At 55.5% G+C, this 13,652-nt stretch carries 16 protein-coding genes; 6 read left to right on the top strand and 10 right to left on the bottom strand.

The window, feature by feature from the left end:
• Positions 1-15: 15 nt before the first annotated feature.
• The 6 genes from B150_RS0107760 to B150_RS22260 form a co-directional block, all read right to left on the bottom strand.
• On the bottom strand, positions 16-414 hold the full coding sequence (locus B150_RS0107760) for a hypothetical protein (RefSeq protein ID WP_155859974.1): 399 nt from the start codon (positions 412-414) through the stop codon (positions 16-18).
• A gap of 108 nt (positions 415-522) precedes the next feature.
• Complete coding sequence (locus B150_RS0107755) at positions 523-1,074, bottom strand: GbsR/MarR family transcriptional regulator (protein WP_020399338.1); 552 nt, start codon at positions 1,072-1,074, stop codon at positions 523-525.
• 147 nt (positions 1,075-1,221) lie between these two features.
• Complete coding sequence (locus B150_RS0107750; RefSeq protein WP_020399337.1) at positions 1,222-2,049, bottom strand: DUF4062 domain-containing protein; 828 nt, start codon at positions 2,047-2,049, stop codon at positions 1,222-1,224.
• Positions 2,050-2,092: 43 nt separating this feature from the next.
• Positions 2,093-2,713 carry an HD domain-containing protein gene (locus B150_RS0107745; RefSeq protein ID WP_020399336.1) on the bottom strand — a complete coding sequence of 207 codons (621 nt, stop codon included), beginning with the start codon at positions 2,711-2,713 and terminating at the stop codon, positions 2,093-2,095.
• Positions 2,714-2,767: 54 nt separating this feature from the next.
• Positions 2,768-4,138, bottom strand: coding sequence for an MFS transporter (locus tag B150_RS0107740; protein WP_020399335.1), 1,371 nt, complete (start codon positions 4,136-4,138; stop codon positions 2,768-2,770).
• Positions 4,128-4,751: a PadR family transcriptional regulator gene (locus B150_RS22260; RefSeq protein ID WP_020399334.1), complete on the bottom strand. Its 624-nt coding sequence runs from the start codon at positions 4,749-4,751 to the stop codon at positions 4,128-4,130. The genes B150_RS0107740 and B150_RS22260 overlap by 11 nt, the downstream gene beginning before the upstream one ends.
• A 185-nt stretch (positions 4,752-4,936) precedes the next feature.
• Between B150_RS22260 and B150_RS0107730 the strand changes: the two genes are divergently transcribed.
• Entirely contained in the window at positions 4,937-5,437 is a 501-nt protein-coding gene (locus tag B150_RS0107730; protein WP_020399333.1) for a DUF3291 domain-containing protein, read from the top strand.
• 307 nt (positions 5,438-5,744) lie between these two features.
• Positions 5,745-6,509: a class I SAM-dependent methyltransferase gene (locus tag B150_RS0107720; RefSeq protein ID WP_020399331.1), complete on the top strand. Its 765-nt coding sequence runs from the start codon at positions 5,745-5,747 to the stop codon at positions 6,507-6,509.
• A 54-nt stretch (positions 6,510-6,563) separates the two neighbouring features.
• Here B150_RS0107720 and B150_RS0107715 read toward each other — a convergent pair whose 3' ends face one another.
• From B150_RS0107715 to B150_RS0107700, 4 genes are all read right to left on the bottom strand, one after another.
• A complete protein-coding gene (locus tag B150_RS0107715) occupies positions 6,564-7,055 on the bottom strand; it encodes a GNAT family N-acetyltransferase (RefSeq protein ID WP_020399330.1) in 492 nt (163 codons plus the stop codon).
• Positions 7,056-7,080: 25 nt separating this feature from the next.
• Complete coding sequence (locus tag B150_RS0107710) at positions 7,081-8,136, bottom strand: aldo/keto reductase (protein WP_020399329.1); 1,056 nt, start codon at positions 8,134-8,136, stop codon at positions 7,081-7,083.
• Positions 8,137-8,169: 33 nt separating this feature from the next.
• Positions 8,170-8,502 (bottom strand): Grx4 family monothiol glutaredoxin, encoded by a 333-nt coding sequence (grxD, locus tag B150_RS0107705; RefSeq protein ID WP_020399328.1) that lies wholly within the window; start codon positions 8,500-8,502, stop codon positions 8,170-8,172.
• A 104-nt stretch (positions 8,503-8,606) separates the two neighbouring features.
• A complete protein-coding gene (locus B150_RS0107700) occupies positions 8,607-8,840 on the bottom strand; it encodes a BolA/IbaG family iron-sulfur metabolism protein (RefSeq protein WP_020399327.1) in 234 nt (77 codons plus the stop codon).
• Between the two features lie 472 nt (positions 8,841-9,312).
• Here B150_RS0107700 and B150_RS0107695 point away from each other — a divergent pair, with 472 nt between their 5' ends.
• The 4 genes from B150_RS0107695 (at position 9,313) to B150_RS22250 (ending at position 13,599) form a co-directional block, all read left to right on the top strand.
• On the top strand, positions 9,313-10,707 hold the full coding sequence (locus tag B150_RS0107695; protein ID WP_155859972.1) for an MBL fold metallo-hydrolase: 1,395 nt from the start codon (positions 9,313-9,315) through the stop codon (positions 10,705-10,707).
• 10 nt (positions 10,708-10,717) lie between these two features.
• Positions 10,718-11,662 (top strand): glycosyltransferase family 8 protein, encoded by a 945-nt coding sequence (locus B150_RS0107690; protein ID WP_020399325.1) that lies wholly within the window; start codon positions 10,718-10,720, stop codon positions 11,660-11,662.
• On the top strand, positions 11,655-12,689 hold the full coding sequence (locus tag B150_RS22255; protein WP_020399324.1) for a glycosyltransferase family 2 protein: 1,035 nt from the start codon (positions 11,655-11,657) through the stop codon (positions 12,687-12,689). Before B150_RS0107690 ends, B150_RS22255 begins: the two co-directional genes overlap by 8 nt.
• Before the next feature lie 64 nt (positions 12,690-12,753).
• Positions 12,754-13,599: an alpha/beta hydrolase family protein gene (locus B150_RS22250; RefSeq protein WP_020399323.1), complete on the top strand. Its 846-nt coding sequence runs from the start codon at positions 12,754-12,756 to the stop codon at positions 13,597-13,599.
• The last annotated feature ends 53 nt before the right edge of the window (positions 13,600-13,652 follow it).

The following is a 13,652-nucleotide window of genomic DNA, read 5'->3' as shown; positions in this document are numbered from 1 at the left end:
CCTGCGCGTATAGCGTCAAAGGGCCAGGGTCACAGGTTTGCGTTCCATCTTGCGGGCCTTGAGCCAGTAGACGAGGCCTGCAACCAGGCCAGCCAGTGCGCCCAGAAAACCGGCCAGAAGCCAATCCTCTGCGGGGGCGAAGATGATGAACGCGGCAATACCGGCAACACAGCCGAAGGGGATGCAGGTATAGGCCTTTTCACCCACCAGTTGGCGAACCATAAACCAGATGAATGCGAGGACCGGCGTGGCGGGGACGGCGAATATCAAGCCATAGAACAGCCCAAACACCATGCCGCCAAGCCCGGCAACGCTGCCGATGAACAGGGCCGCCGCCATGAAGCCGCAAAATGTGCACCACCATGTCTGGCCGAAGGTCAATTGAGGGTCTCGCTCCATATATTCGATCACCATCTCATCCTCCTTCATTTAGTTCCGTTATTTCTGTCACGAGAGAAATGTCGAGGTAAAATTTTTTGAAGCCAAAGCCGGGCTTCCCGGTGGGGAAGCCCTTGGTATTCCTCAGTCTGCCGCGCTGTCTTTCGCTTTGCCTTTGGGCAGGAAACGGGCGACGCTGGTGCCCATTTTCATCAGCGCTATCAGGGTGGTTTTGGGCAGGCGCTGCATCTTCTCGTACCATTCGGTCAGGGTTTCGATGAACTCCAGCATGCGGACCATGCGTTCTTTCACCTGTGGGTCGATCTCCGGGTCATCCTCCGCCTCAAGCCTCGTTTGCCGCAGTACTGAAAGCGTGGGGTCAATCTCCCGCCGTTTGCGTTCAGACACGATGGTCAGAAGCATGGTCCAGAGGTCTTTTTCAGCGGTGAAATGGTCCCGCCGGTCACCAAGCTTCTGCTCGACCCTGATCAGCCGCCAGCTTTGCAGCTCTTTGAGCGACGTGGAAACGTTCGAGCGCGCGATGCCAAGGGTCTCCGAAATCTCCTCCGCCGTCATCGGCGCGGGGGAGAGGTACAGGAGCGCATGGATCTGCGAGACCGACCGGTTCACCCCCCAGCGTGTGCCCATCTCACCCCAGTGCAGGATGTAACGTTCAATTGTCGGGGTCATCTTCATGATCTGCTGTCTCGTCAGTAATTTCTGTCATGACAGAAATTACTGAATGCGAAGGAGCGAGTCAACAAAAGATTTAAATGATCAGGCTCGGGGTGATTCAGTTGTTTCTCGCCGTGTTGGGAAGCTAAATTTTTATGTCGCTTGAGATTAAAGAAGGTTACTGGCCTGGAGATAGCCTTCATTTGTAATTTCAAACATCGAACCGTTATTGTTCCCTGGCTTTACCAACTTTCGTCTGAGTAAATCTTCAATTGCTCCTTCCCATGGAGCGATTTCTTTGCGAACTGCGGAATGCGCAAACACCTTTTTTCCAACTGTAATTTCCGTCCCTGAACTGTCCCGAATGACCCAAATACGACCATCATCGTCATCTATCGCGGCACGATAAAGGACCTCAGCTTCTTCGGGTAGCGAGGTTTGACTAGTCGAGTCTTGTGTTTTCGTGTCAGCGGAGGTCTCTAGTGCTGGCGCATATTCGTTAAGTTTTTGGTGTAATTGCCGCCGGAGCCTTTCCCTAAACTGTTCAGGGCTTTTAAAGCTTTGAAATAACCCTTTTGACTGACAACTGTCTCTGAACTTACGCAGTTTTTCATATTGCGTAGCGTCAAGCATATCAGGCGCTACTTCTCTAGTTGAGAAGTACAACATAGTAGGTTTTTTGGAGCTAATGTGTCGTTGGATCTCTTCTACAGTTCCACTTTCATATGTCTCTGTGGGGGTTCCTAGTCTAGTCCAAAATACTCCCACTAAAATGTCCGCTTTGTCCGCCACTTGGCGATTTATGATGGCTTGAGGGGGTTCTCCCATTTCGGGACTAGAGTGGGTTTCCCAACCTAAAGGCATTAGAACAACTTTGCGGCTTTCAGAATATATGTAGTTCCATTCCATGATTACTTCTCGAGCGATGTCCCGCTCTTCTATTACATCGCCGGGCGACGCGATAAATACGGTATAAACTGCTGCTCTGTAGCTCATGATGTTGCCGATATTTTGCTTTCGACTGAATTTACTGCAACATTCAAAGCCGCTCAATCTCCGCTTTGATATTCTCTCTCGCTTGCGCCTCGAAGCGCTCCCTGAACAAGGGTGTCAGGTAAAGCTGTTTGCGGCGCAGGCAGCCTTTGAGGAAGTGCTTGCGGCCTAGTTTGAAGTTCCAGTCGCTCACATGGGCGAATTCCTGCCGCACATCCGCGGCGTAGCGGGTGTAGCGCTCCGGCTTCGCGCCCAGAATTGCCATGTCGAGGTCGAGGAAGGGCTGGATTTCGGTGTTTTTTGAGCGGTGTTCGCGGCTTGCGATGATCATGGCGGTCACGCGGGCCTGTTCGATCTGGCTCAAATTCAGGCGCGGCATGAACTGTTCGGCCAGCTCGGCGCTCAGGTCCTCATTATGTTTTGATCCTGCCTCATAAACCGCGTCATGGAACCAGATGGCGGCGTCGATCACCGGGGAGGTCAGGCCTGCCTCATCCGCGAGGGTGAGCATTTCATCGATATGTTCCATGGTGTGGTAATGGCGGCCGTCCTCGCTCATGCGGGTCGAGAGGTCGTTATAGACGAGGATGCTGTCCTCGCCCGCGCCGAAGGTGTCGCACCAGCGGGTGCGGCGGGCATCGTCACTGAGTAATGTTCTGACGGTCATGAGGGGAGTATGCACCGGCGAGGGCACCGGTGCATAGGTTTTTCGGGCGGGGCTTTATGCGCCCGCGCCCACGTCCCGCATCGGGCGGATGAGGAGGGCGCTTGCCGCCACGATGCTGAGCGCCACACCGCAGATGAGGAAGAAGGTGACAATCTCAACTTCCGTCAGCAGCCAACCGGCGACCGATGCCGCGATGGGGGCCATGCCCATGACAATGAACATGAAAAAGCTCATCATGCGGCCCATTTGCGCGGGCGGCGTGCGGCCCTGTATCCAGGAGATGATTTTCACCTGAATGATGCCGCCAAGGATGCCAGCGCCGAACATCAGCGCACCACCCGCAAGCGTGGAGTGCACAAAGGCAAAGGCCGCGACCGCAAGGCCGATGAAGATATCGACCGTCAGGAAAGTGCGGCCAAGGGTGCTGAAGCCGAACTTCACGCCCGCGCCTGCGATGATTACGCCCGCCAGCACACCCGCGCCGTGGGACGCCATGATGGTACCGAAGGAGGCCGCGCCGCCATCAAGCCGGCTTTCCGCAAACACGGGCAGGCCCACCTGCATGGGGCCAACCACCAGAATCTGGATCAGCGCCATATAGGTGAAGAGCGCGCGAAGCTCGCCGTCCTTCAGGATGTTCATGATGCCTTCAAACATCAGCTTGATCACGCCCGTGGGTGCTGTGTCGCCTGCCGGGCCCTTGGCGTCCGGGCGCAGGTGCACGGCGATGAGCATGACGGCGGAGAGGAAGAAGGTGAGCGCATCAAAGGCGAACACGATGGCGAGGCCGGTGGCTTCGGCTGCCAGCTCGCTCTCAGCCACCACGCCGCCATTAAGGCCCGGTGAATTCAGGCCGTCCGCACCAAAAAGCGCGATGACAAAGCCTGCGATCAACGGGCCGATGAAAAAGGTGACTTGCCGCATGCCCATCATCAGGCCGTTCGCCTGCGCCAGCTTCTCGCGCGGTACCACAAAGGGCAGCATGGAGCTGCCAGCCGGGTAGGCGAAGGCGGAGGCGAGGCCAATGGCTGCGGCGAGAATGTATAGAAGCGGCAGGGTCAGTGCGCCCATGTAGACAAGCGCCGCCAGCGCGCCCAGAAGCGCTGTGTTCACATATTTCGACCATATGAGTACCGACTTCGGCGAATAGCGGTCCACAATCGCGCCGCCCAAGAGGATGAAGGCCGCGCGCGGGATGCCGACAACCGCCAGCACAAGGCCAAGCGCCATGGGGTCGCCGGTCAGCTTCAGGGTCAGCCACGGCAGGCCGATGAGCGTGAACTGGTCGCCCACCATGGAAATAAAGCCCGACAGCATCAGCCAGAAGAAGCTGCTGTTCGGTTTTGTGGGCTGCTCGGCCGCGGTTTGGGCCGTGGTGGCGTCTGTGCGTGCCTCGGCGGTCATGGTTGTATCCTCAGCGGTCATGTCCTGTTTCCTCAAGGGTGCCGACGAAGTCTTCGATGGCGGATTTTATCTTGTTATGGGTATCGTCAGTTGTGGTGTCGGTGAAGTCACCGGCACGCAGATGAAAGGCCAGCTTGTCCAGCCAGTCAAGCTCCACGCGCTGGTGGGCGGCGGCATTTTCAAGGCCTAGGCGCATGCCAAGGCTCAGGTGTTCGCCCGCGGCTTTCAGGAAGGCCTCAGTCGCGGGCAGATTGCGGCGAATTTCCTCCGCGCGTTCGGCCACGATATCCGCGGCTTCCGCCTGGTCAGCAAGCGGCAGGAACAGAAGCGCGGGGAAAAGCGGGTGGTAGAACTTTTTGTTGCCTGCAAGCGTTTCGGCCATCAGGTCTTCAAAACGCGCGCGGCCATCGGCCGTGAGGCCATAGATCGTGCGTTCGGCGCGTTTGCCTACGCTTTCGCGCCCGCGTTCCTCAATCAGGCCGTCGTTCGCGAGGCGGCGCACGGCGTAATAAAGTGTGCCGACATCAAAGTCGATATAGGTTTCCGCGTGGGCCAGCTTGAGGCGGCGCTTGATTTCATAGGGGTGCATGTCGCCCCGGTGCAAAAGCCCGAGGATCAGGATTTCGGCTTTCATAATATGCTCTCGCTGTTGTTATTAGTTTAATTAAACTAGTTTGAATAAACTAATATGATCATTCACCGCATGCAGCAAGCATATTCTAATGCCTGTGCTTAGAATTCCTGCATTTACATCCGCGCCCATCGTTCCCATTTCAAAACCCAAGGGGTTCATCATGATCATGCGAGGAGGACGCAAGCATGAAGAAAACGGACAGCGCGGCAGCATTCCAGCTCGCCCAGCTCAATATCGGCAAAATCAAATACCCGCAGGACAGCGAAGAAATGTCAGGCTTCGTGAACGCGCTTGATGAGATCAACGCGCTGGCCGAGGCCTCGCCTGGCTTTGTCTGGCGTCTCAAGGGCGATGCGGGTAACGCAATGGACTATACGGTCATCGACGGCGAGACGCTGGTGAACATGAGTGTGTGGCAGGACCGCGAGAGCCTGTTTGACTATGTCTATAAAACCGCGCACGCCAGTTTCCTCGCGCGCCGTAAGGAGTGGTTCCATATGCCCAGTGAAGGCCATATGGCGCTCTGGTGGGTGAGGGCGGGGTATGAGCCGACACTCGATGAAGCTGTGGAGCGGCTGAAGTATTTGCGCGACCATGGCCCGACGCCAATGGCCTTCACCTTCAAACGCGCGTTTGACTTTGACGGTGAACCCCTCGCACCAGCGGCACAGATGGCGAAAGTCTAAAAGGGTGAAAAATCGCGGGTGATTGTGCGGCTGATGTGGTAGAATTTGCGCGGCGGTGAAGCGCTGTTTGACGCACCGGCGAGCGGGCGAAATGTCCGCACATTTGCCGCACAAAACCCGCGCATATCCCGCACACTTTCCGCACACATTAGCGCGTTTCCCGCACACTTCCCGCACAGGTTCCGCACACATTTGCGGGCGTTTTCGCCCGCCCATGCCTTCACGGCAAAATGATTTTCCTGTGAGGAAGGCGCTCACTAGGCTGTCTCAAGACTATCTAGTCCACGTCAGAGGAGGAGTGGGGAAAATGAAAAAATATCTTAAACTGATGGCTTCAGCTATTGCTGTAAGCTCTTGTATTTACGGCACTTCATCGGTTGTTGTAGCTGACGATGCCATCGCGGCAGCCATCGCGCATCCGGACCGTCCGGCCGAGGAAAAGGCGCGCGACGCGGGCCGTAAACCAGCCGAAGTTCTCAAGTTTGTTGGCATTGAGCCCGGCATGACCGTGCTCGATATCAATTCCGCCGGCGGCTACTATACCGAAATCCTCGCCCACCTTGTGGGCCCGGAAGGCAAGGTCTATGCCCACAATGGCCCGGTTTACTGGGACTATGTGAAGGATAGCGTTGGCAAACGCTACGAAGGTCGGCTCGAAAATGTCGAGCTTCTGCATCCCGATACCGAAGCGGTTGACCTGCCTGAAGGCAGCGTGGATGCGGCGGTGATGGTGTTGGCGTACCATGATTATTATTTCGTCCACAAAGCGCGGGCCGAGCCCCAGGCAGACGTAGATTCTGCTTTAAAATCGTACCTTAAAGCACTGAAAAAAGGTGGAAAAATTCTGATCATTGACCACGTCGGTCCGGTGGGTGCGGATGCGGCTACCATCAACCAGATTCACCGTATCGACCCGGCGCGGGTGAAGGCTGAGATGACCGCTGCGGGCTTTATGCTCGTCAAGGAAAGTGACTTGCTGGCGAACCCGGCAGACGGCCCAACCGAAAGCCCGTTCCGTGCGGAAATGCGCGGCAAGACCGACCGCTTCATTCAGGTTTATATGAAGCCATAGTCTTCTAACTGTCTGTAATTAAAAGAAAAGGCGCCTCATTCGGGCGCCTTTTTTTCATACTAGCGGCCTTAGCATATAGCTTGCGGTTCCGTCATAGCTCGCCAGCTTCTTCGCCAGCTTCTCGCTGGTATGGTGCCGGAAGCCCTGTTTTTCCCAGAAGGGTTCAGTGCCGTTCACGGCCACGATGCTGATCTGTTTGAAACCGGCGTCAGTTGCCTTTTCCACAATGATTTCAATGGCCTTGCCTGATGCGCCTGTACCGCGTGCCTCAGGCGCCAGCGCGATATCATGGATATGCACGATGTCCGTCTGCACCGGCGCTTTGCCGATCAGGGCATTGAGGGCTGGCGGTTTTTCAAACTCGACCGGATGCACCAGGGTATAGCCATGAAGCCCACCGTCGCCCTCCAGCACAAGGCAGGCTTCAGGAAAGAAGGTGCGGCGTTCGATGATCACATCATCGTCCTCAGGGTGGTCGAGATGAATGACAGCGGCAAGGTCAATCACTTGCTGCATGTCAGCCTCTGTCATCTGGCGCCAGCGCATAACTTTTTCTCGTATTCTCAAGGTGTTAGGGGCAGGGGAAGGTGATGTCGTTGTCAATCTTGTCGCATTCCTTCAGGAGTGCGGGGTCAAACGACAGTTCCACAGCGCGCAGTTGTTCGTCAAGCTGCGCAAGCGATGTGGCGCCAATGACGGCCGAGCTTACAAAGGGCTGCGCCAGGACAAAGCCGATCGCCAGTTCGACACCTGAAAGACCATTCGCCTTTGCTAGTTTGACGTAACGCTTTGTGGCCTTGAATGTTTTCTCGGTCCAGTAGCGTGGGAAGCGGTCATGCCATGTGGTCATGCGCGCGCCCTCGGGCCGTGCACCATCAAGATATTTGCCGCTCAGAACACCGAAGGCGAGCGGAGAATGGGCAAGTAAGCCAACCTGTTCCCGGATGCCGATTTCGGCCAATGCGACCTCATAGGTACGGTTCAACAGGCTGTAGGGGTTTTGTGTTGAAGCAATGCGCGGCAAACCCATGGTATCCGCGAGCTTCAGGGCATGCGTAATACCCCAAGCGGTTTCATTGGAAAGGCCTATAGCGCGCACTTTGCCTGCGTCCACCAGTTCCTTCATTGCGCTCAAGGTTTCCTCAAGTGGTGTCGCATCACCGCCATCCATGTGCTTGTAACGCAAGTGCCCAAAGCAGTTGGTTGGTCGCGCCGGCCAGTGTAGCTGGTAGAGGTCGATATAATCGGTTTTCAGCCGCTTGAGACTGGCATCACAGGCCTCAAGCACAGACGCGCGGTCCGGGCGGGTTTCGCCGTCATGCAGGTGAGGGCGCATGTAGTTCATGCCGCGCCCCGTGCTGGCGACTTTGGTGGCTAAAATAATATCGTCCCGGCGCCCACTTTTCGCGAGCCAGGAGCCGATGATTTCCTCGGTCCGGCCATAAGTCTCGGCCCGGGTAGGCACGGCATACATTTCCGCCGTGTCTATGAAATTGACACCGGCATCCAGTGCGCGGTCGATCTGGGCGTGGCCCTCGGCTTCCGTATTCTGTTCACCCCATGTCATGGAGCCAAGGCAGATTTCGGAGACGGTCAGGCCACTGGTGCCCAATTCACGGTAGCGCACTGGGGTTTCCTTTTTTGCTTTGGAGCGGCAGAATTATGCGGCTTTTACGCCTTTGTCCGCGAAAAGCTGCTGCAGTTCGCCGCTCTCGAACATTTCACGCACGATGTCACAGCCGCCAACAAACTCACCCTTCACATAAAGCTGCGGAATGGTCGGCCAGTCAGAGAATGACTTGATGCCCTCACGGAGGTCGAAATCTTCGAGCACGTTATAGCTTTCATACGGTACACCCATGTGGTTGAGAACCTGGGCAACAACACTTGAGAAGCCACACTGCGGGAAGATCGGTGTGCCTTTCATGAAAAGCACCACATCATCTTTTGCTACATAGTCCTGAATACGGTCTTGAACCGATTGTTCACTCATCACGAAGATCCTTTGATTTGCGCGTTTGCGCTAGAAATAAGACGCTTTCCGGCCATTGCCAAGGGGATGCGTCAAAATATGACTGAATTTATCCGGTATAGCCGCTATTCAGGAATGCTGGTCTGCAGGGCGAGGGCGTGAAGCTCACCACCCATGCGGCCCTTGAGGCTTTTGTAGACAAGCTGGTGCTGCTGCACACGTGACAGACCGCGGAATCCTTCATAGGTCACATGAGCGGCATAGTGGTCGCCGTCCCCGCGCAGATCCTCGATCCGCACTTTGGCGCCCGGCAGGTCTTCCTTGATCAGGCGTTCAATTTCTTCAGCAATCATGGCCATAACTGGTTCCCTCAATACGGATTGGATGCGCATTCATCCGTGTTCGTCCCACTATAGCAGGGCGGTCACGTGCGCGTCATCTTTTAGCGTGCTTTCTTCATACCGACGTCACAATTCGCTGGCAACGTTCGAGTAATTCGCTCCTAAATTTTTTCTAGGTGCGAACACGACTGATTGACAGTAGTCTCGCTTTTACAGTAAGTGTAGCAGCGACATTTCACGAGCAGCCCATTGGGTTGCGGGGGTCGGTAAAGGCGCTAACGCCGGTTTTATTCACCGGTAGCCTAGCCGAAAATACTAGGGAGCGGCTGAGGATATTCCAGCTTAAATCCTTTATATTCTCGATCTGGGCCGGTGGGATGACCACCGGCCCAATTCGTTTTCAGGGCTACGGGTGGGGTATTGCGTTGCAATTCGGTAGACGAGTGGACAAAATTGGCCACGCTTGTGGCACGTCAGGGAGGCAGTTGAGGTGGGCAGTTTAAAATTCAAGACGATGGGCAACGCAACCGTTCAGTTATGGGAAGGCGATAAGCCGATCCTCACGACGGACCCTTGGCTTGTCGGCCGCGCGTATTTTGACAGCTGGGCGCTTCATCACCCTATGAGCGACGCGGAAATCGAAAGCGCAAAAAACAGCGACTATCTATGGATTTCTCACGGCCATCCTGACCACCTGCACTGGGAATCACTAGCCTTGATGCCGAAGGGCAAAAAGGTGTTTGTGCCCAATCACTATCACGATGAAATTTCGGAACTGCTGCGAAATGAAGGCTTTGACGTAGAAGTCATGGAGTATCGCCGCTGGTACCGCTTGAGTGAAAATCTCGAAATTCTGTGTATCGATAATATCAACCAGGATGCCATTCTGGTCATGCGTTTTGGAGATGCGCTCCTGATCAATTTGAACGACTCTCCACTGTGCGGCGAACGCAATTTCTTTCGGTCTCTGACCTCCGCGCACCCAAACGACAAGATTTACATTTTCAAGCTTATTGGCGTTGCGGCTGATATGCTCAACTATGTTGATAGCGACGGAAAGTTCATCACCGACCCGCCAGAGCAATATAAACCTGGCTGCATCCAGTCTGCGGCCGCGCAGATTGCCGACCTTGGCGGCCGTCACTATTGCGCATCTTCGTCCCAGCATATCTATGCCCGCGCTGATAGCCGTTGGGCTAATGCCTACGACATGAACCACTTTGATATGGTCAAATACTGGAACCAGCCCTCGGTTCGCGTGATCGAGCCGTTTGTGACCGTCGATCTTGAAACCGGAGAGCGCGCCCTCGATTGGCCATCGCTTAAGGCTGATGAGAGCCAGATGCTGGAAGGTACAGGGCCCGATGATTGGAGTGAGAAGCTGACCGAGGAAGAATGGCAACGGGTAACCGCCTTTTTCCAGCAGTTCGAGACGGTAAAAGATATCGTCGACTTTATCGACCTTGATGTGGGTGGTGAACGGCGTCGCGTTTTTGGCGGTGAAGCCCCGAAGTGGCGCAAGCCCCGCGGCGTGCGTTTCATGGTGCCGCGCTATTCGCTTCTTGAGACAGTGCAGTGGGGATATTTTGATGACCTGCTCATCGGTAATTTCATGAAGACCGAGCTGATCAACATGCGCCTGTACCCCGATTTTTCACCGCGGATCGCCAAATATGGCGGCAATGCCAAGGTTTATGACAACAAATCGCTGAAGGCGATGTACCGTCATTATTTCTGGCGTAATCCCATAGGAGTGGCGGGCTTTTGGCTGCAGAACTATTGGCAGGTAAAAGTGGTGCGTGACATGAGCGACCTGACCGAGCGCCTTGGTATCAAGCCGCCGATCAAATGGCTTTATAACAAGGCCCGGCGACTGGTCGCTTAAGGGGGCGGGTGTGACGTACAGCCATATTGATCCTGACCACGGGTATTTCCTGCTGTGTGCAAATGACCGGTATGCGCCACATGTCGCGGCCTGTATTGCATCGCTTTTGGCCAATAGCAGCCTGAAGTTTCACGATTTCCGTATCGTTGGTGATTTCAAGGATGAGGCCATTGCAGAGAAGTTCAGCGCTTTTTTTGCTGACTACCCGTCAGCGTCCTATGAAATCATCGATTTTGCCGTCGACGACCATGCTGAGCTGCCGACGGCGCAGCACTGGTCGTCAGATACATTCAGCCGCTTTTGGGTCCATGAATTTTTCCCCGAAGGCGTCAGCCGAGTGCTTTATCTGGATGCTGACATGATTGTCGTGCGTGACGTTGCGCCGCTATGGCGTATGGATATGGCGAACAAAATCTTCGGAGCGGTGAGCATTCCTGGCTCCGAAATGACCGCGAAGCTGAGTATTCCTGAGGAGTACGGCTACTTCAACAATGGCGTGCTGTTGTTTGATCTTGCCCGCTGGCGTGCGCGGCAGCCGCTGCCCATGCTCCTTGACTATATCAACGCTCATGTCGCTCATCTCGCCTATCTGGACCAGGATGTGCTGAATGCGTGCATGCACAAAGATCGTTTTCCGCTCGACTACCGTTGGAACATGATTGCGCCCTTTACCTGGCCTGAAAGTTTCATCCCGCTGCCGCACGCGGAACAGAAGCGGATTGTACGAGAAGCAGCCATCGTTCACTACAACGGGGCTTCAAAGCCTTGGCAGTTCCTGAATAATCATCCCTACAAGCGGCATTATTGGAAGTATCTGAAGCAAACCCCGTGGGCAGGTATGAAAATGCAGGACGCCTCGCTTTCAAACCTGCATAAGTGGCTGTATGACCGGCTGGTACCTTGGCAACTGCGCAAGGCCGTTGACCGCATGCGGAAGGCCGGTACTCATGACTAAGCGGCCGCGCGTAAGCGTTATCGTATGCGCATACCAAACAGGCGAGAAAATTCGGGCCACGATAGAAGCGATCCTTGCTCAGGACTATAGCGACCTGGAGCTTCTGGTGATCGACGATGCATCGGGTGACGACACGACGGACCTTGTGCGCAGCTACACGGATGAACGCCTCAAGCTGATAGTCAATGAGGTCAACCTTGGCGTTGTGGGAAGCCGCAATAAAGGCCTGCAGCTTGCACAGGGCGACTATATCGCAACCTGTGACCATGACGATGTCTGGCGGCAAGGCAAACTCACCGCTCAGGTAGAGTATATGGACACACACAGCGACTGTGGTGTTGTGGGAACCGGTTGGCTTGTCCATAGCCCCAATAGGACGACACTAAATTCAAACGAGGATGCCGGGCCTGCACTCTTGAAGTGGCGGCTGTTGCACCGCAATTGCTTGCTGCATTCCAGTTTGCTCATGCGCCGAAGTGTTATCGAGGAACACGGGATCTCATACCATGAGGGCTTGCGCTTTGCCGATGATTGGCAACTCATCTGGCAGTTTGCCAAGGTTAGTCAGCTTGGGTCACTTACGCCTGTGTATGTGGATTATTACCTGCACGGTGAAAACTGGAGCCTCAAGCGCACAGCTGAAATGCACCAAAACGGCACCGAGAATATCCGGATGATCCTGTCGGAAGTTCTGGGGCGTGGCATAAGCTCACAGCTCGCGTCCGATTATTTTGACGCAGCGGTGCGCGGCAAAGCTTGCCCAAGTGCCGCAGCTTTGATGGTTCAGGGCACGCTCCTCGATGAATTGCATGTTGCGATGAACAAGGCGCAATCGGACGCCGGTCATGAGGTTGAGGCGGGGGCAGCACGTCTGTGGTGGCGTATGGTACGCGCATTCTCTGCCGAGCATGGCTGGCGGTCGCTCGCATATTATGATGAAATTCCGCTGGGGCGTGCTAATCCTGTGGGTGCGTGGGAATATGGCGCCTCGGTTGCGAAGGCATGGTTCCGGTCAAAGCAGGGATAGAGCACCAACATTAAGAACAAGCTGGCAAAAGCCGGGCGGGCAAAAGATGGTCGGGGAGGACCGAATGACAGCAGAGTGGCATATGCTGGAGGCCGAGGACAGTACGACAGTACCGGTGCAGATATATACTGCCATTGGTAAAGCCAAGGCCACGGCGCTCATGCTGCCGGCGCTTGGTATTGCCGCGAAGTTTTACCGCCGCCTGGCTGAGGGTTTGGCCGGAGCCGGGATCGATACCGTGCTGATGGAACAGCGCGGTCATGGCGAAAGCCCCTACCGGGCCAAACGCGGGCAGGGCTTTGGCTATACCGAATTTCTCGATACCGATGTGCGCACCGCGCTTGATTTTGCGCGCGGCCTGTCGAACGGGCGGCCGCTTTATATGGGTGGCCATAGCCTTGGCGGGCATATGAGCGCGATCACCGCAGGCCGTGACGGCGCAGACATCGCGGGCGTTATCCAGCTTGCCTGTGGGTTCCCTTATACGCGGCTCTATAGCCGCAAGGCTGCAGGCAAGATCAAAACACTGTGTGCGCTTATACCACCCGTGACTTTTTTCTGCGGCTTTTTCCCCGGTGACCGCGTGGGCTTTGGCGGGCGTGAATATTCCCGCCTGATGCGCGACTGGCGCGACTGGGCGCTGCACGGCACCTATGACTATGGCAATGTTACAGGCGTTGAGGATGATATTGCGGCCTACAAGGGCCGCGTGCTTTCAATCGCATTCGAGGATGATTTTTTCGCTTCCGACCTCGCAGTGGAATATAGCCACAGCCGCTTGAAGAATGCGGAGGTTACGGCGATCAAGCTGGGTGCGGCAGAACAGGGTGAATACCTTGGCCACTTCAACTGGGCGCGAAAGCCAGACGGAGCGGTTGCCGCAATCGTGAACTGGATTGGCGCTACTTAGCCTTGCCCTATGGCCACTTTCCCCTAAGTCACACAGGAACAAGAGGAAAGGGA

Origin of the sequence: Kordiimonas gwangyangensis DSM 19435 = JCM 12864 (genome assembly GCF_000375545.1) — a bacterium.
Taxonomy (GTDB): domain Bacteria; phylum Pseudomonadota; class Alphaproteobacteria; order Sphingomonadales; family Kordiimonadaceae; genus Kordiimonas; species Kordiimonas gwangyangensis.
Note: the sequence above shows the minus strand (reverse complement) of the source record. Positions and strands in the feature narration are given on the sequence as shown.